Here is a 25,249-nt window from a genome sequence, read left to right as displayed (position 1 = left end):
GGTTAACGCGCCGTGAAGTATCCAAAACTACTTGAGGGCCAAGGCACAACTGCACTACGGAGGGCTTCGGAAACGGAAGCGCAACGTCAATGTAATACGGCGTCACGCCGGGCGCTCGGTCAGGGCGTCAGAGTACGTTCCCGCCGCCGGTCAGCTTCAACGCGTCGACGACCGACTTCACCCGCTGCGCGTTCTCGGTCGTCGTGACGAGCAGCGCATCGGGGGTGTCGACGACGACGATGTCCTTGACGCCGATGAGGCTGATCACCCGGCTCGTCTGGCTCACGACGATGCCGCTCGACGCGTCCGCCAGCACGCGCGCATGCTCGCCGAGGATCGCGAGGTCTGTCTTGCGGCCGCCCGAGTTCACCTTCGCGAGCGACGCGAAGTCGCCGACGTCGTCCCAGTCGAACAGACCCGGCACGACAGCCATGCGCCCCGCCGCCGCCGCGGGCTCGGCGACCGAGTAGTCGATCGCGACCTTCTCGAGCTTCGGCCACAGGCGGTCGACGGCCGGGCCGCGAGTGCTCTGGTCCTCCCACGCGGCCGCGAGCTCGCGCAACTGCTTGAGCAGCTGTGGCTTCGTCTCGCCGAGCTGGCCGAGCAGGACATCCGCCCGCGAGATGAACATGCTCGCGTTCCAGAGATAGCCGCCGTCGCGCAGGTAGCCGCGCGCCGTCGCGAGGTCGGGCTTCTCGACGAACGACTCGACCATGCGGGCGCTCGGCGCTCCCTCGACCTCGAGGGCCGCACCCTGCTTGATGTAGCCGAACCCGGTCGAGGGGCCGGTCGGCTTGATTCCGACCGCGACGATGTACCCGGCATCCGCCGTCTGCACGGCTTCGCTGACCGCCTGCTCGAAGAGCGGCAGCCGCCCGATGATGTGGTCGGCCGCGAAGGACCCGACGATCACGTCGGGTTCGCGCAGCTCGAGGATCGCCGCTGCGAGGCAGACCGCGACGGTCGAGTCGCGCGGCTCGGCCTCGAGCACGATCTGCTCATCGGCGAGCTCGCTGAGCTGGTCCTCGACGGCGGCCCGGTGGGCGCGACCCGTGACGACCATGATGCGATCGGCGCCGGCGATCGGCACGAGCCGGTCCCAGGTGTCGCGCAGCAGGCTCCTGCCGCTGCCGCTCAGGTCGTGCAGGAACTTCGGCGCGTCCGCCCGGGAGAGCGGCCACAGCCGCGAGCCGACGCCGCCGGCGGGAATCACCGCATGGAACCGCTCCAGTGGTTCCCTCGCTGAGGTCATGCGGCAACACTACAGATGGCCGGGGACATGCCTCGCGGCCCCGGGCCGACGGCAGTGACTCGGCAGCTGGTGCGGCCAGGCGCGCAGCGGCCGATCGGCGCAGACGGGCGCGGCAATTACAACACTGTGCTTTTCCGGTTCATAGGCGGTTCACCATGACGCCACGATCGCTTCCTACCTTCAAATCATGCGGGTCGCGGTGGTCAGCGAAAGCTTCCTTCCCACGGTCAACGGCGTCACTACGAGTGTGTGCCGTGTCCTCGAGCAGTTGGCCGCTCAGGGCCACGAAGCGATGGTGATCAGTCCGGCGGTGTCCAAGGTGCCGACCGAATACGCCGGATTCCCCGTGCACACCGTGCCCGCCATGGCGTACCGCCAGTTCCCGGTCGGGCTGCCGAGCCCCCAGGTCTCGCGTCTTCTCGCCGACTTCCGCCCCGACGTGCTGCACGCCGCGAGTCCGTTCCTGCTGGGTGCGCAGGCGATCGCGGCGGCGAACCGCCTCGGCGTCGCATCCGTAGCGATCTACCAGACGGATGTCGCGGGCTACGCACGCCGCAACAGGTTCGCCCTCGCCGCCGCCGGGGTGTGGCGCCTGCTCAAGTGGGTGCACGACGGCGCCACGATCACGCTCGCTCCCTCCACGTCGTCGCTCGCCGATCTCGAGGCGGCGGGCATCGAGCGCCTCGGGCGCTGGGGCCGCGGCGTCGACCTCGAGCGCTACCACCCGCGCAACCGGATCTCGACGCTGTCGCGCCGCTACCGTGATTTCCTCTCGCCCAACGGCGAGGTCATCGTCGGGTACATCGGGCGCGTCGCTCCCGAGAAGCAGGTGGAGCGGCTGCGGACCCTGCGCGGGATTCCCGGCATCCGCCTCGCTATCGTCGGCGACGGGCCCGCGCTGCCCTCCGTGCAGAAGGCGCTGCGGCCGCTGCCCGTGACCTATCTCGGCCGGCTGTCCGGCGAAGAGCTCGCGGCCGCGTACGCCGCCCTCGACGTCTTCGTGCACACCGGCGAGGAGGAGACCTTCGGCCAGACGGTGCAGGAGGCGCACGCATCCGGCCTGCCCGTCATCGCGCCGGCCGCAGGCGGCCCGCTCGACCTGGTCGAGTACGGCGTCGACGGCTACCTGTTCCGCGACGACTACGAGCTGCGCAACCAGGTGCGCGCACTCGTCGGCGACGGGGCCCTGCGACTGCGGATGGGCGAGGCGGGACGACGCGCGGTGCTCGGCCGCTCGTGGGAGGCGATCTGCGGCGAGCTGTTCGCCTACTACGAGACCGCGATCGCGCAGGATCGTCCGACGCGCTCCTCCGGTCGGTCCACCCGCATCTCCGCATAGCCGGCTGGGGTACCCTCTGGGGTTGGGCACCCGCCGTCACCCACGCCGGGCCCAGCCAGAGCGACGTGGCGCTCGCGTGCGGCGCGTCGCGCAACGACTCGCGGCAGGCGACGACCGACGCGATGAGAAACGCAGGGAGGTGCCGCCATGGCCCAGCGCAGGATTCGAGTTCTGCCGCCGATGCCGTTCGTGAACCGTCGAAACGCCGGGTCGAGTCCGTCGGCGCCGAACACGGCGCCCACCCCCGCCCGCCCGTCTCGCCGCACCATCGTCGACTCGGCCATCTACCAGGACGGCATCCGGGTCGCCTCCCCCGCGTCGCTCGCCGAGACGTTCCGCGCGCTGCACGACACTCCGGGCGGCATGGCGTGGATCGGGCTGTACCGCCCCTCGCAGACGGAGATCCACTCGCTCGCCGAGGAGTTCGACCTCCACGAGCTGGCCGTCGAGGACGCGATCGCGGCACACCAGCGGCCGAAGCTCGAGCGCTACGACGACACGCTGTTCGTCGTGCTGCGCGCCGCCGACTACCTCGACGTGCCGGAAGAGGTCGCGTTCGGCGAGCTGCACGTCTTCGTCGGCCCGAACTTCGTCATCACGGTGCGGCACAGCGAGTCGCCCGATCTCTCGCACGTGCGGCGGCGCATGGAGGCCGACCCCGAGCTGCTCGCGATGGGGCCGCAGGCCGTGCTGTTCGCGATCATCGACACGGTGGTCGACGAGTACGCCCCCGTGGTCGCGGGTCTCGCGAACGACATCGACGAGATCGAGAGCCAGGTGTTCGACAGCCTCGACGCCAACGTGTCACGGCGCATCTATGAGCTGTCGAGCGAGGTCATCGACTTCCAGCGGGCGACGCATCCGCTCGCGACCGTCGTCGACAACCTCCAGCTCGGTGCCGAGAAATACCACGTCAACGAGGAGCTGCAGCGCAACCTGCGCGACGTCGCCGACCACCTCACGGGCGTCAACGAACGCGTCGACACGTTCCGTTCCATGCTGCGGGACATCCTCACGGTGAACGCGACGCTCGTGACGGAACGACAGAACGCGCGCATGGAGCAGCTCTCGGAGCTCAGCCACCAGCAGGGCGAGGACACGAAGAAGATCTCCGCATGGGCGGCGATCCTGTTCACCCCGACCCTGATCGCCGGCATCTACGGCATGAACTTCGACATCATGCCGGAGCTGCACTGGGCGTTCGGCTACCCGTTCGCCCTCGGCCTGATGCTCGCGCTCGGGCTCGGGCTGTACTTCGTGTTCAAGCGCAGAAACTGGCTCTGAACCGGCCCGCGCACGAGTCCGTGCGCAGGCCGGAATCTCTTGACGTCGAGACAGTTTTCGAGCGCCGGCGTCACTCCGCGCCCGGCGGGACACATAGACTTGACCCGCAGAAGCCGGGTGCGCAGCCGCATCCGATCGCACAGCCAGGGAGGGTTGTTCGTGTCAAGCCAGACGATCGAAGCCCCTAAGCCGAGGCCATCTCGGCTAGGCGGCACGCTGTATCGAGGCCGCGAGGGAATGTGGTCATGGGTACTGCACCGCATCACCGGCGTCGCGATCTTCTTCTTCCTCCTGGTGCACATCCTCGACTCGGTCGTGCTCAACATCTCGCCCGATGCGTACAACGCCGTGATCGGCACCTACAAGAACACGCTGCTCGGCATCGGTGAGATGGGCCTGGTCGCGGCGATCTGCTTCCACGCGATCAACGGGCTGCGCATCATCCTCGTCGACCTGTGGGGCTGGGCGACCGCGCATCAGCGCCTGCTGTTCTGGCTCGTCGTCGCCATCTGGCTCGTGCTCGTGGCCGGCTTCGTCCCGGTGCAGATCGTGCACATGACGCAGGAGGTGCACTGAGCCATGGCCACGACCATCGACGCCCCCCGCACCCCGACGACTCCCGCGCGCACCAAGCGGCGCACCAACTGGGAGAAGTGGGGCTGGATCTACATGCGCGCCTCCGGCGTGCTGCTCGTCATCCTGATCTTCGGCCACCTGTTCGTGAACCTCGTCGCGGGCAAGGGCATCGCCGCCGTCGACTGGGCGTTCGTCGCCGGCAAGTGGGCCTCGCCGTTCTGGCGCATCTGGGACGGGCTGATGCTCTGGCTCGCCCTGATCCACGGCGGCAACGGCATGCGCACGCTCGTCAATGACTACGCGCACAACCCCACCGTCAACCGCGTGCTCAAGTGGGCCATCTTCCTTGCTGTCGCGATCCTCATCGTGCTCGGCACTTACACGGTGACGGCCTTCAACCCGTGCCCCACCGACCCCTCGCTGAGCTTCTGCAAGTAATCGAGAGAATCGAACAGAGAACAAGGACTGTGACCGACGCCGAATCGACCGTCTCAGGCGGCATCCACTACCACAAGTTCGACATCGTGATCGTCGGCGCCGGCGGCGCCGGCATGCGCGCGGCGATCGCCGCCGCCGAGGAAGCCCAGGGCACCTCGGTCAGCGTCGGTGTCATCACCAAGCTGTACCCCACGCGGTCGCACACGGGTGCTGCGCAGGGTGGTATGGCTGCGGCCCTGGCGAACGTCGAAGAGGACAACGCCGAGTGGCACACCTACGACACCATCAAGGGCGGCGACTACCTCGTCGACCAGGACGCGGCGCAGATCCTCACCAAAGAGGCGATCGACGCGGTCATCGACCTCGAGAACATGGGACTGCCGTTCAACCGCACCCCCGAGGGCAAGATCGACCAGCGCCGCTTCGGCGGCCACACCCGTGACCACGGCAAGGCGCCGGTGCGCCGCGCGTGCTACGCCGCCGACCGCACGGGCCACATGATCCTGCAGACGCTGTTCCAGAACTGCGTGCGGCTCGGCGTCAACTTCTTCAACGAGTACTACGCCCTCGACCTGCTCTACACCGAGGGCCAGGTCTCGGGCGTCGTCGCATACGAGCTCGCCTCCGGCGAGCTGCACGTGTTCCAGACGAAGGCCGTGATCTTCGCGACCGGCGGGTTCGGCAAGATGTTCAAGACGACGTCGAACGCGCACACCCTCACCGGCGACGGCGTCGGCATGGTCTGGCGTCGCGGGCTGCCGCTCGAAGACATGGAGTTCTTCCAGTTCCATCCGACCGGGCTCGCCGGTCTCGGCATCCTCCTGACCGAGGGCGCGCGCGGCGAGGGAGCGATCCTGCGCAACGCCTCGGGCGAGCGCTTCATGGAACGCTACGCACCGACCATCAAGGACCTCGCGCCTCGCGACATCGTCGCGCGCTGCATGGTGCAGGAAGTCCGCGAGGGTCGCGGCGCCGGCCCCAACAAGGACTACGTGCTGCTCGACTGCACGCACCTCGGCGCCGAGGTGCTCGAGACGAAGCTGCCCGACATCACCGAGTTCGCCCGCCTCTACCTCGGCATCGACCCGGTCGTCGAACCGGTGCCGGTGATGCCGACCGCCCACTACGCCATGGGCGGCATCCCGACGAACAACGACGCCGAGGTGCTCTTCAACAACACGACTCCCGTGCCCGGCCTGTACGCCGCAGGCGAGTGCGCGTGCGTGTCGGTGCACGGCTCCAACCGCCTCGGAACGAACTCGCTGCTCGACATCAACGTGTTCGGCAAGCGCGCCGGTCAGAACGCAGTCGCGTTCGTGCAGGGCGTCGACTTCACTCCGCTCCCCGAGGACCCGGCGAAGACCGTGCGCGCCCTCGTCGACCAGGTCAAGGCCGCTCACGGCACCGAGAGCATCGCGGTCCTGCGCAAGACCCTGCAGGACAACATGGACGACAAGGCGCAGGTGTACCGCACCGCCGACTCGTTGCGCGAAATGCTGCACATCATCCACGACCTGCGCCAGCGCTACAAGAACATCGGCATCCACGACCGCGGGTCGCGCTACAACACCGACCTGCTCGAGGCCATCGAGCTCGGCTTCCTGCTCGACCTCGCCGAGGTCGTCGTCTACTCGGCCATGAACCGCCAGGAATCCCGCGGCGGCCACATGCGCGAGGACTTCCAGACGCGCGACGACGACAACTGGATGAAGCACACGATGGCCTACCTGACCGGCGACGCCACCTCGCCCGACCCGGAAGACCACATCAAGCTCGACTACAAGCCCGTGGTCTTCGTGAAGGGCGACGACGGCGAGCTGCTGTACCCGCCCATGGAGAGGAAGTACTGATGTCGACTGCAACCGACACCACCATCGCGGCACCCGCCGTCGACGTCACACTGGCCACCGTCATCATCCGCCGCTTCGACCCCGAGGTCGACAGCGAGCCGCGCTGGGTCGACTACGACGTCGAGGTGTACTCGACCGACCGCGTCCTCGACGTGCTGCACAAGATCAAATGGGAGCAGGACGGGTCGCTCAGCTTCCGCCGCTCGTGCGCCCACGGCGTCTGCGGCTCCGACGCGATGCGCATCAACGGCCGCAACCGCCTCGCGTGCAAGACCCTGATGAAGGACCTCGACCTCTCGAAGCCCGTCTACGTCGAGGCGATCAAGGGCCTGCCCCTCGAGAAGGACCTCATCGTCGACATGGAGCCGTTCTTCGCCTCCTACCGCGAGGTGCAGCCGTTCCTCCAGGCGCACTCCGCGCCGCACGAGGGCCGCGAGCGCCTGCAGTCGGCCGAAGACCGTGAGCGCTTCGACGACACGACCAAGTGCATCCTGTGCGCTGCGTGCACCTCGTCGTGCCCCGTGTTCTGGACCGACGGGCAGTACTTCGGTCCCGCCGCGATCGTCAACGCGCACCGCTTCATCTTCGACTCGCGCGACGACGAGGCCGAGGTGCGCCTCGACATCCTGAACGACAAGGAGGGCGTGTGGCGCTGCCGCACGACCTTCAACTGCACCGAGGCCTGCCCGCGCGGCATCCAGATCACGAAGGCGATCGCCGAGGTCAAGCAGGCGGTCATCCGCGGCCGTCGGTAGGCTCCCCGCCGCCGCGCTACAGTTACGGGTCCGCGCGCCTCTGTGAGGGGTGGCGCGGACGCGTAACTGTAGCGCGACCAGGGGCCCCCAGGCGTAGACGGCCCGGGCCCGCACACGTACGCTCAGCGCATGGCGCTCATTTCGTCCGGCTTCCGCGGGCGTCGCCGAAGCGACCCCGCACTCCCGCCCGGCCAGTACCTGACGAACGGATTCCCCGTGCTGTCCGCAGGCCCGACGCCGCGCGTTCCGCTCGATGAGTGGACCTTCACGCTGAGCCTCGGAAGGGGCGAGCAGCGGGTGTGGAACTGGGCCGAGTTCATGGCGCTCCCGCAGGAATCCGTCACAACCGACATCCACTGCGTCACCAGCTGGTCGAAGCTCGGCACGACTTGGCGCGGCGTCGCGGTCGACACCCTGTTCGAGGGCATCGATCACGAGTTCGGGTTCACGATGGCGCACTCCTACGGCGGCTACACGACGAATGTGCCGCTCGCCGACCTGCTCGGCGGCAAGGCGTGGGTCGCGTGGGAGTTCGACGGCAAGCCGCTCGCCGCCGAGCACGGCGGTCCGGCGCGGCTGCTCGTGCCGCACCTCTACTTCTGGAAGTCGGCCAAGTGGGTGAGCGGCCTCGAGCTGACGCCCAACGATCAGCCCGGATTCTGGGAATCGAACGGCTACCACATGCGCGGCGACCCGTGGCTGGAGCAGCGCTACTGGTGAAGGCCGAACCTCAGGTCGCCACCGATGCGCAGCACCGCGCGGCCAACACGTGGCGGGTCGCCGACGTGGTCGCCGCGCACTTCGAGACGGATGCCTCCGGCGAGGGCGCCGCACGCACGCTGCGTCTGCTGGCCCCCGGCCTCGGCACCGAGCTCGCGGGCCAGCACATCGACCTGCGGCTGACCGCGCCTGACGGCTACACGGCTCAGCGCTCGTACTCGCTCGCAACGGCGGAGGGCGGCGACGAGGCCGAGATCACGGTGGAAGAGCTCACCGACGGCGAAGTGAGCCCCTACCTCGTGCGCGACCTGGCGGTCGGCGAGCAGCTCGAGGTGCGCGGCCCGGTCGGCGGCTGGTTCGTGTGGGACCCCGAGGACCCCTCCCCCGTCGTACTGATCGCCGGCGGCAGCGGCATCGTGCCGCTCATGGCGATGGCTCGTCGGCATCATGCACTGCAGAGCGCAGTGCCGTTCACGCTGCTGTACTCGGTGCGGTCGCCCGGTCGCGTGATCTTCGGCACGGAACTGCACGAGCTTGCGGCCGACCGAGCCGCGCCGCTCGAGCTGATGCTCTTCTACACGCGCGAGGCCCCGCCCGAGACGACACGGCCGCCGGGCCGGCTGACCCGGGAGGAGGTGGCGCTCGCCGCGATGGACGAGAACGTGCGCTTCTTCGTCTGCGGCCCGACCGCCTTCGTCGAGACCGTGGCCGATCGCCTGGTCGACGACGGCTTCAGCCCCGACAGGATCAAGACGGAACGCTTCGGGGGCTGAGCGACAGCGCAGAGGAGGCGGCGGCACGAGCTGAGGCTGCCGAACGGGCGGCGACGGATGCCTCAGCGGCACCGCGGGCCTCGGCGAGGGTGTACCGGCTCAGCTCGGAGCGCACCTCGGGCAGGAGGGCCGGTGTCATCGACAGCTCGGTCGCCCCGAGCCCGACGAGCACGAGCGCGAGCAGCGGGTCGCCGGCCGCCTCGCCGCACACGCCCACCGGGATGCCGGCGGCGGCTCCTGCCGCCCCGATCATGCGCGCGAGGCGCAGCACTGCCGGGTGCCAGGGGTCTTGGAAGGCGGCGACGGAGCCGAGCATCCGATCCGCGGCCAGCGCGTACTGCGTGAGGTCGTTCGTGCCGATGGAGATGAAGTCGACGAGCGGTGCGAGCTGATCGGCGAGCACCGCGGCCGACGGGACTTCGGCGTTGATGCCGACGCGGCTGACGCCGACCTCGCGCGCCAGCTCGACGAAGTACTCGGTCTCGTCGGCGTCGGCGACCATCGGGGCCATCACGCCGAGCTCGACTCCCGTCGTCTCGCGCGCGGCGACGAGGGCGCGCAGCTGGTCGACGAGGACCTCCTCGTGCTCGCGCAGGGCACGGATGCCGCGGCGCCCGAGCGCCGGATTCTCCTCGTGCTCGTGGCCGAGGAAGGCGAGCTTCTTGTCAGCGCCCGCGTCGAGCACACGCACGATCACGGGGCGGCCGGCGAACGGTCGGAACGCCTCGACGTAGCGCTCGGTCTGCTCGGCGACCGACGGCGCGCGATGACGGTCGAGATAGAGGAACTCGGTGCGCAGCAGGCCGACGCCCTCTGCGCCGAACGCGATGGCCGTGGCCGCGTCGCTCGCGTGGGCGAGGTTCGCGAGCAACGGCACGCGCGTGCCGTCGGCGAGCCCGCCGGGCTTCGTCGCCGCCCCCTGTGCCGCGGCGCCGTCGGCCTGCGCCCGCTGACCGCCGCCGGCCACAAGAGCGTCCCGCGCGGCGGCGAGCCGCCCGCGGGCGCGCGCTCCGTCGAGTTCGGTCGCGCTCGGGTCGCAGACCACCAGGCCGGCCGGCGCGTCGACCACGACGAGCTGACCGTCTGCGAGCTCGCGGCAGCCTGCAGCGCCGACGATCGCGGGAAGCCGGCGCTGCCGCGCGAGGATCGCGGTATGCGACGTCGGGCCGCCGGCCGCCGTCACGATCGCGAGCACCTTCTCAAGGTCGAGCCCAGCGGTGTCGGCGGGCGCGAGATCGTGCGCGACGAGGATGTACGGCAGATCGGAGGTCGGGACCTCCGGCATCGGGACTCCGGTGAGCCGGGCGATCACGCGGCGGGAGACGTCGTCCAGGTCGGCGACGCGCTCGGCGAGGTATCCGCCGAGGCCCTCGAGCGTGCGGCGATAGCTGCCGAAGGCGTCGAACACCGCGCGCTCGGCGCACTGGCCGGCCTCGATGCGCTCGTCGATCTCGACCGCGACGCTGGGGTCTGCGGCGATCAGAGCCTGCGCCTCGAGCACGTCGCGGGCTTCGCCGCCTGCCATGACGGCACGCGCGGAGAGGTCGTCGGCGGTGGCGCGCAGGGCGCTGTGGGCGCGGGATGCCTCGCTCGAGGCATCCGCCGCCCGCGGCAGGTCGGCGGGCGCCGCGATCGGCTCGGCCATGCGCAGCACCGCGCCGACGGCGATGCCGCGGCCGATGCCGATGCCGCTGATCTGCATGAGCCTCCCTCAGCCCTTCAGCCTAATCGCAGGGCGCTGCCGCCGCCTCTCGCAGCGGTGCAGGTTCATGAATCGACGCTGACCGGGGAAACTAACAGTCATGACGGCCTCTGAGACGAGCACGAACCCGGTACAGCAGGTCAAGGGCGTGGTCGGGCGGGCGCAGCGGTCGCGCCCCGCGCGCGTGTTCCAGCACTACAGCCAGACGAACGGGTCGCTGCTCGCCGCAGGCATGGCTTACCAGTCGCTGTTCGCGATCTTCGCCGCGGTATGGGTCGGATTCTCGATCGTCGGCATCTACGTGCGGTCCAACGAGGCTCTGTACAGCGAGCTGATCGACACCATCAACCAGGCGGTGCCCAACCTCGTCGGGAAGCACGGTGCCATCTCGACGCAGATGCTCGCGACGGCCAACGTGACGCTGTCGGTCACCGCCGTCATCGCCCTCGGCGGCCTGATCTGGACGGCCCTCGGCTGGCTCGCGTCGACACGGACGGCGATCCGCACCATCTTCGGCGTCGGGAACGACAAGCGGAACTTCCTGCTGCAGAAGGGCTTCGACGCGCTGCAGGCGCTCGCGTTCGGCATCGGCCTGATCGCCTCGGCGGTGCTCGCACTGTTGACGCGGCAGTTCCTCACCGGGATTCTCGGGTATCTCGGCTTCAACAAGCAGACGATCCTCGCGAGCATCCTCGTCAACGGACTCAGCATCCTGGTCTCGGCGCTCATCAACTTCGGCACGCTCGCCGGCATGTACCGTGTGCTCTCGCACCTCTACATCCCGTGGCGGAACCTGTTCCCCGGGTCCGCGATCGGCGCGATCGCGCTGGTGGTGCTGAGCCAGGCGAGCGGATACCTGCTGCGCGGTGCATCGAAGAATCCGCTGCTCGCGTCCTTCGCCGTGTTCGTCGCGCTGCTGCTGTGGTTCAACTTCGTCTGCCAGGTGATCCTGATCTGCGCGTCCTGGATCACCATCGACATGGAGGACCACGGCGTCTCGACGCAGCGCTCGGGGCGCAGCTCGGAGGCGGATCGGCGGCGGGCCGAGTTCGCGCAACGACTCGAGGCCGCGCAGGACGAACTGCAGCGGGCGAGCAACGCGTTCGCGCAGAGTGACGGATGGGGCGAGCGTAGGCGGAACCGCCGCGCCGTGCTGCATGCCGCGGGACTGCTGCGCAACGTGATGGCGAGCGACCCGGACCGGGATGGCGCCGAGGACAGCCCCCGAGAGACGTGATGTCGGGGGTGCCGACTAGGCTCGATTCATGGCGAATTCGACCCATCTGCGCATCGCAACGGTCAATGTGAACGGCATTCGCGCCGCGTATCGCAAGGGCATGGGCGATTGGGTGAAGGCGAGCGGCGCCGACATCATCGCCATCCAGGAAGTGCGTGCGAGCACCGACGACATCTCGGGCCTGCTCGGGTCCGAGTGGGACATTCTGCATGACGAGGCGACGGCCAAGGGCCGCGCGGGCGTCGCGCTCGCGAGCCGGCGGAAGGCCGAGATCCATCGCGTGACCTTCGGCGAAGACGACTTCGATTCGGCGGGCCGCTGGCTCGAGGCCGATTACGACGTCGACGGCACCATCATCACGGTCGTCTCGACCTACGTCCACTCGGGCGAGGCCGACACCCCGAAGCAGGTCGAGAAGTACAAGTTCCTCGACGCATTGCTCACGCGGCTGCCCGAGCTGCGCGAGCACAACAAGCTGTCGGTCTTCATGGGCGATCTCAACGTCGGCCATCGCACGCTCGACATCAAGAACTGGAAGGGCAATGTGAAGCGCGCCGGCTTCCTGCCGAAGGAGCGCGAGTACTTCGACAAGATCTTCGGCGCGGAAGACGAAGAGGGCTACAACACGGGCTCGGCCGGCCTCGGCTGGATCGACCTCGGCCGCAAGTTCTCGGGCGATGTCGACGGGCCGTACACGTGGTGGTCGAACCGCGGCCAGGCGTTCGACAACGACACGGGCTGGCGCATCGACTACCAGGTCGCGACGCCCGAGCTCGCGGCGAAGGCCACGAAGTACTCGGTCGACCGGTATCCGAGCTACGACGCGCGCTGGTCCGATCACGCGCCCGTCATCGTCGACTATTCACTGTGAACCGATCACCCCAAGGAACCCTCTCCCCCATGAGCAAACCCCGCCTGTATTCGGGAATCCAGCCCTCGAGCGACTCGCTGCACCTCGGCAACTACATCGGTGCGCTGCTGCAGTGGCGCGCCATGCAGGACGACTACGAGGCGTTCTTCTCGATCGTCGACCTGCACGCTCTCACCAACGCGGGGCACGATCCGTCGACGCTCGCGGCCGCCTCCCGCGGCCTCGCAGCGCAGTACCTCGCCGCCGGCGTCGAGCCCGGGAAGTCCACGCTGTACGTGCAGTCGCACGTGCCCGCTCACGCGCAGCTCGCCTGGGTGCTCAACACCATCACCGGCTTCGGCGAGGCGAGCCGCATGACCCAGTTCAAGGACAAGTCGCAGCGCTTCGGCGCCGAGGGCACGACCGTCGGGCTGTTCGGCTACCCGGTGCTGATGGCCGCCGACATCCTGCTGTTCGATGCCGAGGTCGTGCCCGTCGGCGACGACCAGAAGCAGCACGTCGAGCTCACCCGCAACCTCGCCGAGCGCTTCAACGCCCGCTTCGGCGAGACCTTCGTCGTGCCGTCCGGGAAATACCCGGAAGAGGGCGCCCGCATCTACGACCTGCAGGACCCGACATCGAAGATGTCGAAGTCGGCCGCGACCGACGCCGGGCTCATCTGGGTGCTCGACGAACCCTCCGCCACCCGGAAGAAGATCATGCGGGCAGTGACCGACACGGGCAGTGACGTGCGCTACGACTGGGCGTCCAAGCCCGGCGTCACCAACCTGCTCGAGATCTACACCGCGATCACCGGTTTGTCGGTCGGCGCCGCCGAAGACGAGTTCGCCGGCAAGGGCTACGGCGACTTCAAGCGCACCGTGGCCGATGCCGTCGTCGGTGAACTCGAGCCGGTTCGCGCACGGGCGCTCGAACTGCTTGCGGACCCGGCCGAGCTCGACCGCTTGCTGGCCGGGAACGCCGCCCGCGCGAACGAGGTGGCCGAGGCGACCCTGAAGCGCGCCTACGACGCCGTCGGAATCCTGCCGCGGGGTTAGTCGGTGAGCGCGTGCCACGTCTGAGCGCCGGAGTGCTGCTGTACCGCGAGACACCGGCCGGCGACGAGGTGTTCATCGCTCACATGGGCGGCCCGTTCTGGCGGGGGCGCGAGCGTGCGTGGACGATCCCGAAGGGCGAACTCGAGCCGGGCGAAAATCCCCTGCTCGCGGCGCTGCGCGAGTTCGCGGAGGAGATCGGTGTGGCCGCGCCGCACGTCGACTACGTCGAGCTGGGCATGTTCCGCCAATCGTCCGCCAAGTCCGTCGTCGTCTTCGCCGCCCGCGCTGAGCTGCGCGTCGACGAGGTGCACAGCAACACCGTGAAGATCGAGTTGCCACGGGGCTCGGGGCGAATGGTCGAGATCCCCGAAATCGACGACGCCCGCTGGATCGACGTGGCGAAGGCCCGCACGCTCGTCATCGCGGGGCAGGTCGCCGCGCTCGATGCCGCGCAGGCCGCGTTCAGCTGACACGGCGCCCCAGGGTCGAAACCCCGGGGCGCCGCTCGGTCTGCCTATGCGGTCAAGGACCGCTCAGGTGGTGGACCGGATCAGATGTGGTGACCCTTGCTCGGCGTCACCTTGTGCGGGGCCGGCTTGTGCGGAACCGGCTTGTGCGGCAGCGGCTTGTGCGGGATCGGCTTCACGGGGCTCACGTGCGTCGGGACGGTCTTCGTGACCGCACCCGTCGTCGTGCTGAGCAGCACCTCGCGCTGCTGCGGCCTGGCGAAGTTGAACATGTTGTCGATCGAGCCGGCCTCGTTCGTGAACGAGTCCTTTCCGGTCGAGGTGGTCCCCCAGTTCTGCTCGATGAACTTGAGCACGCTGGTCTGGTCCGTCTCGTTGTGCGCGACGTAGTTCTGACGCGAGTACGGCGAGATCACGAGCAGCGGCAGGCGCTGGCTCGGGCCACAGCGGTCGTCGTCACCGGCGAGCTGCTCGACACCGGCCGAAGCCGCGTTGAGGCAGATCGCCGAGTTGTTGGCCGTGTCGCTCGCCGAGTTCTTGATGGTCGGCGCAACGTGGTCGTACCAGCCGTCGGAGTCGTCATACGAGATGACGACCGCGGTGCTCGACCAATACTTCGACTGCTCGATCTGGTTGATCTCCTTCGTGATGAAGGCCTGCTCGTCGATGGGGCCCGAGTTGCCCGGGTGCGCGTCCTGCGCGGCCGGGGGCTTCACGAACGAGACCGCCGGCAGGGTGCCGGTCGAACCCTTCTGGAACAGCGAGTCGAACGTCGTCGTGTCGTACTGGTGGTTCGCCTGACCGTTGTGACCGATCTCCGCCTCGTTCTTGGGCGGGAGGTGCTTCGGGTTCGAGGTCGACTTGTAGTACTGGAACGGGTCGTGGTGCGGCGAGTACGAGGTCTCGGTCAGGCCGATCGCGTTCTGCTGCGTCGCACCGCACTTGGCGTAGTCGGTCGCGCCGCTGCCGGCCGGCGTGGTCGGCGTGAAGCCGCCCTGGAACCAGCCCCACGTGATGTTCTTCTCGTTGAGGACGTCACCGATGTTCTTGCCGGTGAGGCCCGCGACACCGCTCGTCGCCGCGCAGTCGTCGTACGCCGGGTCGGCGTCGCCGATCAGCGAGCCCTTCTGCACGTTGCTGCTGGTCGTCGGGGTGAGCTCGTTGCGGCCGGTCTTGTTGTAGGCGGTCGCCTTCGCGGTCGAGCCCGAGATCACGTTGATGGCGCCCGGCGACGACGGCCCGAACTGCACGTCCCAGCTGTTGTCGCTCATCGAGTAGTTCTGGGCGTAGTTCCACAGGCCGGTGACCGTGTTGCCGTCGTAGTAGTCCATGCCGAGGCCCGGGGCGCCGAACGTGCCGTTCGTGTTGAGGGCGTTGTTGTTCGACGTGTACTGGACGAACTGGTCCATCTTGCCGTTGTCCTCGGCCTCCTGCTCGGGCAGGTAGGCGTGGTTGTTCGAGCCGGTGACCTTGGCGGTCTCGGGGTCGAGGCGCTGCGGGTCGTACACGTTGCCAGTGGACTTCTTGACGGTGCCGTTCGGCGCGAGAATACCGGCGGTGACCAGGTTGTTCACCTTCGGGGTGCCGGGAGCGGCCTTGAACTTCGTGCCGTCGGTGTTGGTGGCGTAGGGGTAGGTGGCGAAGTAGTGATCGAACGACTCGTTCTCGTCGAAGATCACGACCACGTGCTTGATCGGCGTGCTGGTCTTGCTGGAGTTGTTGACCGCAGGTGACGCCATCGCCGCGGGAACGGCGAGAGCAGTCGCGACAACAGCGCCGACCGCGAGCGTGGCGGCACAAGTGACCTTGACCGTCCTGCCCTTGGGGAACTTGATCATTGTTGACCTTTTCCTGGTTCGGTGGTGCGTGGATTCTGTTGCATAGCTGTCGGTATTCAGTTGTGTCGGCGCGGGCGGGGCCGCGGTGGCCGCATGGGTCAGGCGAGCATCCCGCTTCCGTACCAGTCGGATGAGTCCTTCACCCCGGGCAGCGCGAAGAAATAGCCGCCGCCGAAGGGCACGATGTAGTCGACGAGGGGCTCGTCGATGAGCCGTGTCTGCACGGCGATGAACTGCCGCTCCAGGTCCTGGTTGAAGGCCGCGAAGATGAGGCCCTGGTCGAGGTTGCCGTTCACATCGATGCCGTTGTCGTAGTTGTACGGGCGGCGAAGGAACTGCGATGACGCCGTGACCGCGCTGCGCGGGTTGGCGAGGCGGATGTGGGCGTCGAGACGGATGGATGTGCCCTCCGAGTCGTGCACATAATCGGGCGTGTCGAACTCGGCCGTGCCGGTCTGGGGCGCCCCCGTGTCGCGGCGCCGGCCGATCATGTTCTCCTGCTCTCGCAGGTCGACGCGGTCCCAGAACTCGACCAGCATGCGGATCTGCCGCACCACGTGGTAGCTGCCGCCGTCGGCCCACGCCGGCTCGCCGTTGGAGCCGCCCTCGACCCAGGTGAGCTGTTCCATGAGCTTCGTGTCGGCGGTCTTGGGGTTGGCGGTACCGTCTTTGAAGCCCATCAGGTTCCGCGGCGTGCCCGAAGGGCGCGGCGGGGAGACGAATCCGTCTTGCCGCCACCGCGGCTGCATCGCCCCCCGCGTCGACGTCGTCAGCGTGCGCAGGGCGTGCACGACGGTGTCCGTGTTGTCGGCGCACAGCTGCAGCAGGATGTCGCCGTCGCAGACGGAGCGGTCCAGCGTGTCGTTCGGGAAGTCCTTCATCGTCGTGAGCTTCGCCGGCTTGGCGGATGCCAGGCCGAAGCGCTCGTCGAAGAGCGACGCGCCGACGCTCATCGTGACGGTAAGGCCGTCGGCGTGCACCTGCGGGCCGACGACACCCGAATCGGATTCGTCGGCGCCCGGCCCGAGGTCGGTCGGCGTGCCGCCCGTCGCGAGGAAGCGCGCCTGTGTCGTGAGCTCTTTGAACAGGTCCTGCAACTCCGCGCGCGACGCGGCCGTCGCGTCGAAGGCGACGAACACCGACGATCGCTGCGCGGGAGTCAGGATTCCCTGCTGATGAGCGCCGTGGAACGGGTAGGAGCTCGCACCCGCCTTCTCGGCCATGCCGCTGGCGGCCTTCGTCTCCGCCTGCGCGGAGAGTGCCGGCCCGGCCACGGCCGCGGCCGCCGCAGCCGCCGCAGCGCCCGCGCCTGCCCCGAGCAGGCCGCCGAGGAATCCGCGCCGCCCGATCTGCGGCGTCTCGGGGGTGTGGAAGTGCACGGGGCAGCCGGCCGCCGCGGCGAGTGCGGCGGTCTCCGCATCGATCTCGATCTTGCGCTCGCCGGTCACAGCGGGTGGCTCCTTTCATCGAGGATCGACGCGATCGGCGCGAGGTCCTCGACCGTCTGGTCGAGGGAGGCGTCGAGCTTCTCCCGCTGCAGCTGATCCAGCGAGGAGAGCGCGGCCCAGCTGCCGTCGTGGTCGTAGGTCGCGACGAGCTTCTGCGATGCGGCGAGCGCCTGCTCGGTCGCTCCGAGCTGCGGGTAGCGGCTCGTGAGCAGCGGATCGATCACGTTCAGCACGGCCTGCGACCCGGCGAGGTTCGCGCCGATGGTCGCGAGGTTCGTGTGGCTGCCGGCATCCGTCTGCCCTGTGAGCTCGAACTGGATCGCGTTCTCGACGATCTCGTGCGCGCGCAGGCCGAGGTCGTTCGGGTCCTGCTGCAGGGTCGGCATCGCTGCGGCGAGCTTGGCAACGGCCCCCTGCAGGGCCGTGACCGCAGGTGCCGCCTTGGCCGCGGACGCGCCCGACCACAGCAGCGCCTCGACCTTGTGGAAGCCGGTCAGCTTCGGGTCGGCGAGGGCCGTGGTTCCGGGTGCCGGCTCGCCGTTGATGGCGTCATCGAGGTCACCGAAGGTGCCGTATGCCGCGCCCATGCTCTCGTAAGTGAGGTGCGCGGTGAGCCAGTCGGTCTTCGCCTTGGCGATGTTGCCCGCCGCGATGTCGGTGGCGAGCGTGTTCACCCGCGTGCGCAGGATCGGCACCTGGGCGGCGACCCACTTCTGGTACTTGATCGCATACGGGATCAGATCGTTCTGATCGACGGGAGACACTCCGGGGGTCGGATTCTTGACGCCCGAGGCATCCGTGATGGTGACGGTCTTGCCCTTCGTCGCGATGTCTTCGTCGGGGAAGCAGCTGAACCGGTAGGTGCCGTTGCCCAGCGTGACGGTCTGGTCGACCGTGGCGCCGGGCCCGAAGCCCTCGAGGTCCAGGTAGACCAGCTGCTTCTTCACGTCGGCGAGCTCGACCTCGGCACCCTGCTGGAAGTCACTCGTGATCTCGAAGGTGACCTTGCCGCCGTGTGGCAGCGACCAGGTGCCGCCGCAGCCGGCATCGCTGACGGAGAGCTTGATCGTGCCGGGCGGCGTCGCGCCGACACTGGCGCTGGCGGCGTCGTCCCCGTGGCCCCGCGTGACCACCTGCACCACCACACCGGCCGCGACGATGAGGGCGACAGCGGCCGCCAGGGCGGCGATGGCACGGTTTTTGGGCATGGTGGATCCACGTTTCGGCGGCAGCAATTCGGGTTCTGTGCGGGTCGGCCACGCAGGCCAGGCGCGTTCCCAAGCTATTGATGACGGAACCTCGTTCCCCACCCATTCGAGGGACAATTCAGTCCGCGTTCACCGCAGCGTTGCTTATCTCGCGCGTGTCTATGAATGAGCCATCTGTGGGCGGTGGGCTCGATTCAATCCTTCGTGCGCACGCGCAGGTATGCTGGATAGGCAATACGTGCTCCGGGGTCGGTGAGAGTCCGAACCGGCGGTGATAGTCCGCGAGCCGCTTCTCGCAAGAGACGCGGTTGAGCCGGTGGAATTCCGGCGCCGACGGTTAAAGTCCGGATGGGAGGCAGCACGAGCGCGCTCCAGCAGTGGAGCGCGCGATTGTCGCATCTGCGTTGACCCCGGAGACCTGATGGTCCGGAGGAGAGCAGATGGACGAGAGGCTGATCGAGTCGGCGATGCGTCGCGCGCTCGAGCTCTCTGTTCGTGGCCCCGCGCGCGGCGTTAACCCGCGGGTCGGCTGCGTCGTGCTCTCCGCCGCGGGCGACGTCGTCGCCGAGGGCTGGCATCGGGGCGCGGGCACCCCGCACGCCGAGGTCGACGCGTTGAGCAAGCTCCCGGCCGGCAGCGCCGAAGGCGCGACCGCCGTCGTGACGCTCGAGCCGTGCAACCACGTCGGCCGCACCGGTCCGTGCAGCGAAGCGCTCATCGCTGCGGGCATCGCTCGCGTCGTCTACGCGGTCGATGACCCCGGCGAGCACTCGCAGGGCGGCGCGGCGCGGCTGCGCGAGGCCGGCGTCGACGTCACGGCCGGCGTGCTCCGCGCGGAGGTCGAGGGATTCCTCGCCGACTGGCTCTTCACCGCCCGCCACCGTCGCCCGTTCGTGACGCTCAAGTGGGCTTCGAGCCTCGACGGGCGCACGGCGGCCGCCGACGGCACCAGCCAGTGGATCACGGGCCCCGCCGCCCGTGCGCGCGTGCACGAGCAGCGGCGGGCGAGCGACGCGATCCTCGTCGGCACGGGCACCGCTCTCGCCGACGACCCCAGCCTCACGGCTCGCGGGGCGGACGGCGTGCTGCTCGATCCGCAGCCGATTCCGGTGCTGCTCGGCCTGCGCGATGTGCCGGCCGACGCGGCCGTGTGGCGTCACCCGCGGCCGCCCATCGTCCTCAAGACGAGGAGCCTCGCGGATGCGTTGTGCGAGCTGCAGCAGCGCGGCATCCGCTCGCTCTATGTCGAGGCGGGCGCGACGCTCGCGAGCGCGTTCGTGACCGCCGGGCTGGTCGACGAGTTCGCGATCTACCTCGCGCCGACCCTCATCGGCGGCCCGCGTGCCGCCCTCGACGACCTCGGCGTCGGCTCGATCGACGAGCAGCGCCGCCTCGAACTCATTCGTGTCGAGCGCCTCGGCGACGACCTGCTGATCACCGCCCGGCCCACGGGTGGCGCCGCCGGGGGGCATCACGAAACGCCGCCGCCCGGCCCGCGCAGCAGCGATCGCCCCGCCGGTCAGGCCGATGGAACCTAAGCAAGGAGACAGCACCATGTTCACCGGAATCATCGAAGAGATCGGCGAGATCACGCGGGTCGAGCGGCACGCCGACGCCGCGCGCCTCACCGTCCGCGGCCCCATCGCCGTGGCGGACGCCAAGCACGGCGACTCGATCGCGGTGAGCGGCGTCTGTCTCACCGTCGTGGGACTCGAGCGCGACGAGTTCACCGCGGACGTCATGCAGGAGACCCTCGCCATGTCGACGCTCGCAGACGCCGCCATCGGCACGCACGTGAACCTCGAGCGTGCCGCACAGCTGGGCGACCGGCTCGGCGGCCACATCGTGCAGGGTCACGTCGACGGCACCGCCGAGGTGCTCGCGACGAACGACGGCAGCGCGTGGCGCGTCGTGCGCTTCGCGCTGGCGCCGGAGCTCGCGCCGCTCGTCGCGCGCAAGGGCTCGATCGCGATCGACGGCACGTCGCTCACGGTGAGCGCCGTGGGCGGCGGGAGCGGCGCAGGTACGGACGACGAGGGTACTGGCCGCGCCGGCGGGTTCTGGTTCGAGGTCTCGCTCATCCCCGAGACGCTCGCGGCGACCACGTTGGGGCAGCGCCGCGCGGGTGACCGCGTGAACATCGAGACCGACATCCTCGCGCGCCACGTCGAGCGGATGCTCGAATTCCGCGGTGCGGAGACGACCACGAGTGAGGAGGCCCACGCATGAGCCTGGCAGGGATTCCCGAGGCGATCGCCGCGCTGCGCGCCGGCACGCCCGTCATCGTCGCCGACGACGAGAGCCGCGAGAACGAGGGTGACATCATCCTCGCGGCCGAGTTCGCGACGCAGGAATGGCTCGCATGGACGATCCGCCACTCGAGCGGATTCGTGTGCGCACCCATGACCAACGAGATCGCCGACCGCCTCGAGCTGCCGGTCATGGTCGTCGACAACCGCGACCCGCTCGGCACGAACTACACGATCAGCGTCGATGCCGCCGACCGGTCCTCGACCGGCATCAGCGCGGGCGAACGCGCTCATACGCTGCGGGTTCTCGCCGATGTCGGCTCGACCCCCGCGTCGCTCAACCGCCCGGGCCACATCCTGCCCCTGCGCGCCGTCGACGGCGGCGTGCGGGCGCGCAGCGGCCACACCGAGGCATCCGTCGACCTGATGAAGCTCGCCGGGCTCACGCCCGTCGCCGCGATCGCGGAAGTCGTGGCCGACGACGGCGAGATGATGCGACTGCCCGGCCTCATCGAGCTCGGTGCGGCGAACGGTCTGCCCGTGATCACCATCGCGGCGCTCATCGACTACCTCAACGAGTTCCATCACGACACGCCCCTCGAGACGGCCAGATCGATTCCCGAGACCTCGAGCGTGCGGTTCGAGGTCGAGACCACGATCCCGACGACGCACGGGCCGTTCCGGGTCCGCGCGTACCGCGACCGCATGACCGGCGCCGATCACGTCGCGATCATCTCCGGCGAACCGGGCCCGCACGGAGCCCTCGTGCGCGTGCACTCGGAGTGCCTGACCGGCGAGGCGTTCGGCTCGCTCAAGTGCGAGTGCGGCCCCCAGCTCGATGCGGCGCTCGACACGATCCAGCGCGACGGCGGCGTGGTCGTCTACCTGCGTGGCCATGAGGGCCGCGGCATCGGGCTGATCAACAAGCTGCGCGCGTACCAGCTGCAGGCCGAGGGCCTCGACACCCTTGACGCGAACCTCGCGCTCGGGTTGCCGGTGGATGCGCGCAGTTACACCGCGGCGGCCGACATCCTGGCGGATCTCGGCATCCGATCCGCCCGCCTGCTCACCAACAACCCCGACAAGGTGAGCCAGCTCGTCGCGAACGGCATCAGCGTCGAGGAGCGCGTTCCGCTCATCGTCGGCGTCGGCGCGCTCAACACGGGCTACCTCGAGACCAAGCGCGACCGCATGGGTCACCTCATCGGGCTCGACATCGACCAGCACCAGTAGAAGAAGTACGAGAGGACACCCTGACATGGCCGGATCCGGCGCCCCCACCCAGCTCGAGAGGATCGACGCCTCAGGTCTGCACGTCGTCATCGTCGCCGGAAGCTGGCACGACGAGATCACGAGCGGCCTGATCGCCGGCGCCCAGCGGGTGCTCGACGAATCCGGCGCGAGCTACCGCCTCGTGCGCGTGCCCGGGTCGTTCGAGCTTCCGGTCGTCGCCAAGGCGGCGCTGCGGACCAACGACGCGGTCGTCGCGCTGGGCGTGATCATCCGAGGTGGAACGCCGCACTTCGAGTACGTGTCGTCGGCCGCGACGGACGGCCTGACGCGCGTCGCGATCGAGACGGGCAAGGCGGTCGGATTCGGCGTGCTCACCCTCGACGACGAGCAGCAGGGCCTCGACCGCGCCGGCCTGCCCTCCTCGAAGGAGGACAAGGGTGCTGAGGCCGCGCACGCCGCGCTCGCGACGGCGCTGACCCTGCGCGCCCTGGGCTGAGCGCCGCGGCGCGCCTGGGCGCCGATTCAACCACCCGGCTGGCTGGCCGACTCGCCGGCTGTCCGCGCAGACTACGGCCGGAATGCCATCAGGATCACGACGATGACGAGCAGGATCGTCGTCACGCCGGCTGTCGCGGCGACCGCCGAATACGCCGCAGGGCGGCGCAGCGTCTCGCCCTCGGCGACCGGGGCCGCACCCTCGATCTCCTGAGCGCCGCGGCGCAGGTTCGGGACCACGGCGAAGATGCTCAGCACGAACGCCGCCGCGTACAGCACGATCGACAGCCACACCCACAGCTTGGTGACCGAGATGTGCGCCGCGCCGAGGCCGGCGAAGCCGAGCACGAACACCAGCAGCGAGGCCCAGGTGAAGATGGCCACCGTGCGAGCGAGGCTGCTCACCTGCTTCGCGTCGCGGTTGCGGAGTGCCCGCAGCCCCGTGTGCGGCAGGAGCGCCATGGGCCCCGCAATGAAGACGGCGAGGACGACGTGCAGCGCTATGAAGACGTGGGCCATGCGCCCAGCCTAGTGAGACGGCCGTTCCGCTACGCCGCGGCTCACAGGGGGCGGATCCTAGAATCAGCACGCCATGACTGACGTCGCCGACTCCCCTGCACGACCTGCACGACCCGCACGACGCGGCTTCGGCCGCCGCTCCCCCGACGACGGGCCGCGCGCCAGCTTCCGGCAGCTGCTGCCCTACCTGCTCGAACACCGCCGGGTGCTCGTCTGGGTGATCGTGCTGTCCGTGCTGGGTGCCGCGGCGTCCCTCGGGCAGCCGCTGCTCGTCAACCAGGTGATCAGCCGCGTGCAGCACGGCAGCACCCTCGGCTCGATCGTCTGGGCGCTCGTCGCGCTCGTCGTGATCGCGGGACTCATCTCCGGCTACCAGCACTACCTGCTGCAGCGCACCGGCGAGGGCGTCGTGCTGTCCTCGCGCCGGCGGCTCGTCGCACGCATGCTCAACCTGCCGATCGCGCAGTTCGACCAGCGCCGCACCGGCGACCTCGTGAGCCGCGTCGGCGCCGACACGACCGCGCTGCGCGCCGTGCTCACCCAGGGTCTCATCGACGCCGTCGGCGGCGTGCTCACGTTCATCGGTGCCCTGATCGGCATGGCGATCATCGATCCGGTCCTGCTGGGGCTCACCGTGCTCGTCATCGGCCTCTCGGTCGTCGTGGTCGTCGCCCTGTCGAGCAGGATCCGGGTCGCGTCGCGCCGCGCGCAGGAGAAGGTGGGCGATCTGACCGCGGCCGTCGAGCGCGCCATCAGCTCGGTGCGCACCATCCGCGCGGCGGGCGCCACCGCCCATGAGGTCGCGGCGGTCGACATTGATGCGGAGGGCGCATGGGAGATGGGCATCCAGGTCGCGCGGGTCTCGGCTCTCGTCGTGCCCGTTGCCGGCATCGCCCTGCAGGTGTCGTTCCTCGTCGTGCTGGGCGTCGGCGGCTACCGGGTCGCCGCGGGCGACATCTCGGTCGCGTCTCTCGTGACGTTCATCATCTTCCTGTTCATGCTCGTCATGCCGCTCGGCAACGCGTTCGGCGCCATCACCTCGGTGAACTCGGCGCTCGGCGCGCTCGGGCGCATCGAAGAGATCATCGCGCTGCCCGGCGAGGACGAGCGCGACAGCCGCACGGCCTCGCTCGCGGACCAGCGCACGGATGCTCCGGCGATCGCCTTCGACAACGTGACGTTCGCGTACCCCGTCTCCCCTCAGGTATCCGCGCGGGTCGCCGACCTCGACGCGGGGGCGCCCACGACCAACGGAGAGCCCGCTCTCGTGCTGCGGAACGTGTCGTTCGAGGTGCCGCGCGGGAAGCGCGTCGCGCTCGTCGGCCCCTCCGGCGCAGGGAAGTCGACGTCGCTCGCACTGATCGAGCGGTTCTACGACCCGACCGCGGGCACGATCCGCCTCGGCGGCATCGACATCGCGGCGCTGCCCCGTGACGAGCTGCGCGCGCAGCTCGGCTACGTCGAGCAGGACGCCCCTGCCCTTGCCGGCTCTCTGCGCGACAATCTGCGGCTGGCCGCGCCCGATGCGACCGACGACGCCTGCCGCGCGGTCCTCGCCGCCGTCAACCTCGGCGAGGTGCTCGGGCGATCGCCGCTCGGCCTCGACGCCCCCGTGGGGGAAGACGGTGTGATGCTCTCCGGCGGTGAGCGTCAGCGGCTCGCCATCGCGCGGGCCCTGCTCGCCGCTCCGCCGATCCTGCTGCTCGACGAGTCGACCTCCTCGCTCGACGGTCGCAACGAGCAGCTCATGCGCGAGGCGATCGACGCCGTCGCCGAGCACCGCACCCTCATCGTGATCGCGCACCGCCTGTCGACCGTCGTCGACTCCGACCAGATCGTCGTGCTAGACCACGGTGAGGTCGTCGGCATCGGAACGCACTCCGAGCTGGTCGCGACCGTGCCCCTCTACCGCGAGCTGGCGAAGCACCAGCTGCTGGTCTAGGGGCGCGTCCGCCTGA

The 25,249-nt window shown here is 69.3% G+C and carries 23 protein-coding genes and 1 riboswitch; of the genes, 17 read left to right on the top strand and 6 right to left on the bottom strand.

Annotation, left to right across the window (positions count from 1 at the left end; all coding sequences use genetic code 11):
• Positions 1–127: 127 nt before the first annotated feature.
• Positions 128–1,252, bottom strand: a complete 1,125-nt coding sequence (locus ACFOYW_RS08790) for a mannose-1-phosphate guanylyltransferase (protein WP_390228519.1) — start codon at positions 1,250–1,252, stop codon at positions 128–130.
• Positions 1,253–1,439: 187 nt separating this feature from the next.
• On the opposite strand from ACFOYW_RS08790, the gene ACFOYW_RS08785 reads away from it, so the two are divergent.
• The 8 genes from ACFOYW_RS08785 to ACFOYW_RS08750 all read left to right on the top strand — a co-directional run bounded on the left by ACFOYW_RS08785 (position 1,440) and on the right by ACFOYW_RS08750 (position 8,987).
• Complete coding sequence (locus ACFOYW_RS08785; protein WP_390228517.1) at positions 1,440–2,591, top strand: glycosyltransferase family 4 protein; 1,152 nt, start codon at positions 1,440–1,442, stop codon at positions 2,589–2,591.
• Between the two features lie 147 nt (positions 2,592–2,738).
• Positions 2,739–3,875: a magnesium and cobalt transport protein CorA gene (locus tag ACFOYW_RS08780; RefSeq protein ID WP_390228515.1), complete on the top strand. Its 1,137-nt coding sequence runs from the start codon at positions 2,739–2,741 to the stop codon at positions 3,873–3,875.
• Between the two features lie 159 nt (positions 3,876–4,034).
• Positions 4,035–4,451: a succinate dehydrogenase, cytochrome b556 subunit gene (gene sdhC / locus ACFOYW_RS08775; protein ID WP_390228513.1), complete on the top strand. Its 417-nt coding sequence runs from the start codon at positions 4,035–4,037 to the stop codon at positions 4,449–4,451.
• 3 nt (positions 4,452–4,454) lie between these two features.
• Positions 4,455–4,889: a succinate dehydrogenase hydrophobic membrane anchor subunit gene (locus tag ACFOYW_RS08770; RefSeq protein WP_390228511.1), complete on the top strand. Its 435-nt coding sequence runs from the start codon at positions 4,455–4,457 to the stop codon at positions 4,887–4,889.
• Between the two features lie 29 nt (positions 4,890–4,918).
• A complete protein-coding gene (sdhA, locus tag ACFOYW_RS08765) occupies positions 4,919–6,739 on the top strand; it encodes a succinate dehydrogenase flavoprotein subunit (RefSeq protein ID WP_390228510.1) in 1,821 nt (606 codons plus the stop codon).
• The gene (locus ACFOYW_RS08760) at positions 6,739–7,494 is read left to right on the top strand and encodes a succinate dehydrogenase iron-sulfur subunit (RefSeq protein WP_390228509.1); all 756 of its coding nucleotides are present in this window, start codon (positions 6,739–6,741) and stop codon (positions 7,492–7,494) included. Before sdhA ends, ACFOYW_RS08760 begins: the two co-directional genes overlap by 1 nt.
• Positions 7,495–7,623: 129 nt before the next feature.
• A complete protein-coding gene (locus ACFOYW_RS08755; protein ID WP_390228508.1) occupies positions 7,624–8,214 on the top strand; it encodes a sulfite oxidase-like oxidoreductase in 591 nt (196 codons plus the stop codon).
• Positions 8,211–8,987 (top strand): FAD-binding oxidoreductase, encoded by a 777-nt coding sequence (locus ACFOYW_RS08750; protein ID WP_390228507.1) that lies wholly within the window; start codon positions 8,211–8,213, stop codon positions 8,985–8,987. Before ACFOYW_RS08755 ends, ACFOYW_RS08750 begins: the two co-directional genes overlap by 4 nt.
• Here the strand turns inward: ACFOYW_RS08750 and ptsP are convergent.
• The gene (gene ptsP, locus ACFOYW_RS08745) at positions 8,962–10,689 is read right to left on the bottom strand and encodes a phosphoenolpyruvate--protein phosphotransferase (protein ID WP_390228506.1); all 1,728 of its coding nucleotides are present in this window, start codon (positions 10,687–10,689) and stop codon (positions 8,962–8,964) included. The genes ACFOYW_RS08750 and ptsP overlap by 26 nt on opposite strands.
• A gap of 100 nt (positions 10,690–10,789) precedes the next feature.
• Here ptsP and ACFOYW_RS08740 point away from each other — a divergent pair, with 100 nt between their 5' ends.
• From ACFOYW_RS08740 to ACFOYW_RS08725, 4 genes are read left to right on the top strand one after another with little or no spacing between them, the layout of a single operon-like run.
• Positions 10,790–11,926: a YihY/virulence factor BrkB family protein gene (locus tag ACFOYW_RS08740; protein WP_390228505.1), complete on the top strand. Its 1,137-nt coding sequence runs from the start codon at positions 10,790–10,792 to the stop codon at positions 11,924–11,926.
• A gap of 28 nt (positions 11,927–11,954) precedes the next feature.
• The gene (locus tag ACFOYW_RS08735; protein ID WP_390228503.1) at positions 11,955–12,797 is read left to right on the top strand and encodes an exodeoxyribonuclease III; all 843 of its coding nucleotides are present in this window, start codon (positions 11,955–11,957) and stop codon (positions 12,795–12,797) included.
• A gap of 29 nt (positions 12,798–12,826) precedes the next feature.
• On the top strand, positions 12,827–13,834 hold the full coding sequence (gene trpS, locus ACFOYW_RS08730; protein ID WP_390228502.1) for a tryptophan--tRNA ligase: 1,008 nt from the start codon (positions 12,827–12,829) through the stop codon (positions 13,832–13,834).
• Between the two features lie 11 nt (positions 13,835–13,845).
• A complete protein-coding gene (locus ACFOYW_RS08725; RefSeq protein WP_390228501.1) occupies positions 13,846–14,304 on the top strand; it encodes an NUDIX domain-containing protein in 459 nt (152 codons plus the stop codon).
• 80 nt (positions 14,305–14,384) lie between these two features.
• Here the strand turns inward: ACFOYW_RS08725 and ACFOYW_RS08720 are convergent, their stop codons facing one another.
• The 3 genes from ACFOYW_RS08720 to ACFOYW_RS08710 all read right to left on the bottom strand — a co-directional run bounded on the left by ACFOYW_RS08720 (position 14,385) and on the right by ACFOYW_RS08710 (position 18,795).
• On the bottom strand, positions 14,385–16,139 hold the full coding sequence (locus tag ACFOYW_RS08720; protein ID WP_390228500.1) for a phospholipase C: 1,755 nt from the start codon (positions 16,137–16,139) through the stop codon (positions 14,385–14,387).
• Positions 16,140–16,237: 98 nt separating this feature from the next.
• On the bottom strand, positions 16,238–17,587 hold the full coding sequence (gene efeB, locus ACFOYW_RS08715) for an iron uptake transporter deferrochelatase/peroxidase subunit (protein WP_390228499.1): 1,350 nt from the start codon (positions 17,585–17,587) through the stop codon (positions 16,238–16,240).
• Positions 17,584–18,795, bottom strand: a complete 1,212-nt coding sequence (locus tag ACFOYW_RS08710) for an imelysin family protein (RefSeq protein ID WP_390228497.1) — start codon at positions 18,793–18,795, stop codon at positions 17,584–17,586. The genes efeB and ACFOYW_RS08710 overlap by 4 nt, the downstream gene beginning before the upstream one ends.
• Before the next feature lie 235 nt (positions 18,796–19,030).
• A riboswitch (FMN riboswitch) is annotated at positions 19,031–19,160 on the top strand.
• A 75-nt stretch (positions 19,161–19,235) separates the two neighbouring features.
• On the opposite strand from ACFOYW_RS08710, the gene ribD reads away from it, so the two are divergent.
• Genes ribD through ribH form a run of 4 tightly spaced genes read left to right on the top strand, consistent with a single transcriptional unit; the run spans position 19,236 to position 22,773 of the window.
• On the top strand, positions 19,236–20,333 hold the full coding sequence (gene ribD, locus ACFOYW_RS08705) for a bifunctional diaminohydroxyphosphoribosylaminopyrimidine deaminase/5-amino-6-(5-phosphoribosylamino)uracil reductase RibD (protein ID WP_390228496.1): 1,098 nt from the start codon (positions 19,236–19,238) through the stop codon (positions 20,331–20,333).
• Between the two features lie 16 nt (positions 20,334–20,349).
• Positions 20,350–21,024 carry a riboflavin synthase gene (locus tag ACFOYW_RS08700; RefSeq protein ID WP_390228495.1) on the top strand — a complete coding sequence of 225 codons (675 nt, stop codon included), beginning with the start codon at positions 20,350–20,352 and terminating at the stop codon, positions 21,022–21,024.
• Complete coding sequence (gene ribA / locus ACFOYW_RS08695; RefSeq protein WP_390228494.1) at positions 21,021–22,277, top strand: GTP cyclohydrolase II; 1,257 nt, start codon at positions 21,021–21,023, stop codon at positions 22,275–22,277. The genes ACFOYW_RS08700 and ribA overlap by 4 nt, the downstream gene beginning before the upstream one ends.
• Before the next feature lie 25 nt (positions 22,278–22,302).
• A complete protein-coding gene (ribH, locus tag ACFOYW_RS08690) occupies positions 22,303–22,773 on the top strand; it encodes a 6,7-dimethyl-8-ribityllumazine synthase (RefSeq protein ID WP_390228493.1) in 471 nt (156 codons plus the stop codon).
• A 71-nt stretch (positions 22,774–22,844) separates the two neighbouring features.
• Here the strand turns inward: ribH and ACFOYW_RS08685 are convergent, their stop codons facing one another.
• On the bottom strand, positions 22,845–23,291 hold the full coding sequence (locus tag ACFOYW_RS08685) for a DUF2269 family protein (protein ID WP_390228492.1): 447 nt from the start codon (positions 23,289–23,291) through the stop codon (positions 22,845–22,847).
• Positions 23,292–23,364: 73 nt separating this feature from the next.
• On the opposite strand from ACFOYW_RS08685, the gene ACFOYW_RS08680 reads away from it, so the two are divergent.
• Positions 23,365–25,233 (top strand): ABC transporter ATP-binding protein, encoded by a 1,869-nt coding sequence (locus tag ACFOYW_RS08680; protein WP_390228490.1) that lies wholly within the window; start codon positions 23,365–23,367, stop codon positions 25,231–25,233.
• Positions 25,234–25,249 lie beyond the last annotated feature (16 nt).

It is taken from the genome of Gryllotalpicola reticulitermitis (assembly GCF_042651345.1).
Taxonomy (GTDB): Bacteria; Actinomycetota; Actinomycetes; order Actinomycetales; family Microbacteriaceae; genus Gryllotalpicola; species Gryllotalpicola reticulitermitis.
Note: the sequence above shows the minus strand (reverse complement) of the source record. Positions and strands in the feature narration are given on the sequence as shown.

Excerpts from the sequence above, each read along its gene's own strand:
- ACFOYW_RS08685 (WP_390228492.1), bottom strand. The coding sequence starts at position 23,291 with ATGGCCCACGTCTTCATAGCGCTGCACGTCGTCCTCGCCGTCTTCATT.
- ACFOYW_RS08735 (WP_390228503.1), top strand. The coding sequence starts at position 11,955 with ATGGCGAATTCGACCCATCTGCGCATCGCAACGGTCAATGTGAACGGC.
- ACFOYW_RS08790 (WP_390228519.1), bottom strand. The coding sequence starts at position 1,252 with ATGACCTCAGCGAGGGAACCACTGGAGCGGTTCCATGCGGTGATTCCC.
- ACFOYW_RS08785 (WP_390228517.1), top strand. The coding sequence starts at position 1,440 with ATGCGGGTCGCGGTGGTCAGCGAAAGCTTCCTTCCCACGGTCAACGGC.
- ACFOYW_RS08680 (WP_390228490.1), top strand. The coding sequence starts at position 23,365 with ATGACTGACGTCGCCGACTCCCCTGCACGACCTGCACGACCCGCACGA.
- ACFOYW_RS08720 (WP_390228500.1), bottom strand. The coding sequence starts at position 16,139 with ATGATCAAGTTCCCCAAGGGCAGGACGGTCAAGGTCACTTGTGCCGCC.
- ribD (WP_390228496.1), top strand. The coding sequence starts at position 19,236 with ATGGACGAGAGGCTGATCGAGTCGGCGATGCGTCGCGCGCTCGAGCTC.
- ACFOYW_RS08780 (WP_390228515.1), top strand. The coding sequence starts at position 2,739 with ATGGCCCAGCGCAGGATTCGAGTTCTGCCGCCGATGCCGTTCGTGAAC.
- ACFOYW_RS08700 (WP_390228495.1), top strand. The coding sequence starts at position 20,350 with ATGTTCACCGGAATCATCGAAGAGATCGGCGAGATCACGCGGGTCGAG.
- ribH (WP_390228493.1), top strand. The coding sequence starts at position 22,303 with ATGGCCGGATCCGGCGCCCCCACCCAGCTCGAGAGGATCGACGCCTCA.
- ACFOYW_RS08755 (WP_390228508.1), top strand. The coding sequence starts at position 7,624 with ATGGCGCTCATTTCGTCCGGCTTCCGCGGGCGTCGCCGAAGCGACCCC.
- ACFOYW_RS08760 (WP_390228509.1), top strand. The coding sequence starts at position 6,739 with ATGTCGACTGCAACCGACACCACCATCGCGGCACCCGCCGTCGACGTC.
- ribA (WP_390228494.1), top strand. The coding sequence starts at position 21,021 with ATGAGCCTGGCAGGGATTCCCGAGGCGATCGCCGCGCTGCGCGCCGGC.
- ACFOYW_RS08740 (WP_390228505.1), top strand. The coding sequence starts at position 10,790 with ATGACGGCCTCTGAGACGAGCACGAACCCGGTACAGCAGGTCAAGGGC.
- trpS (WP_390228502.1), top strand. The coding sequence starts at position 12,827 with ATGAGCAAACCCCGCCTGTATTCGGGAATCCAGCCCTCGAGCGACTCG.
- ptsP (WP_390228506.1), bottom strand. The coding sequence starts at position 10,689 with ATGCAGATCAGCGGCATCGGCATCGGCCGCGGCATCGCCGTCGGCGCG.
- ACFOYW_RS08770 (WP_390228511.1), top strand. The coding sequence starts at position 4,455 with ATGGCCACGACCATCGACGCCCCCCGCACCCCGACGACTCCCGCGCGC.
- ACFOYW_RS08710 (WP_390228497.1), bottom strand. The coding sequence starts at position 18,795 with ATGCCCAAAAACCGTGCCATCGCCGCCCTGGCGGCCGCTGTCGCCCTC.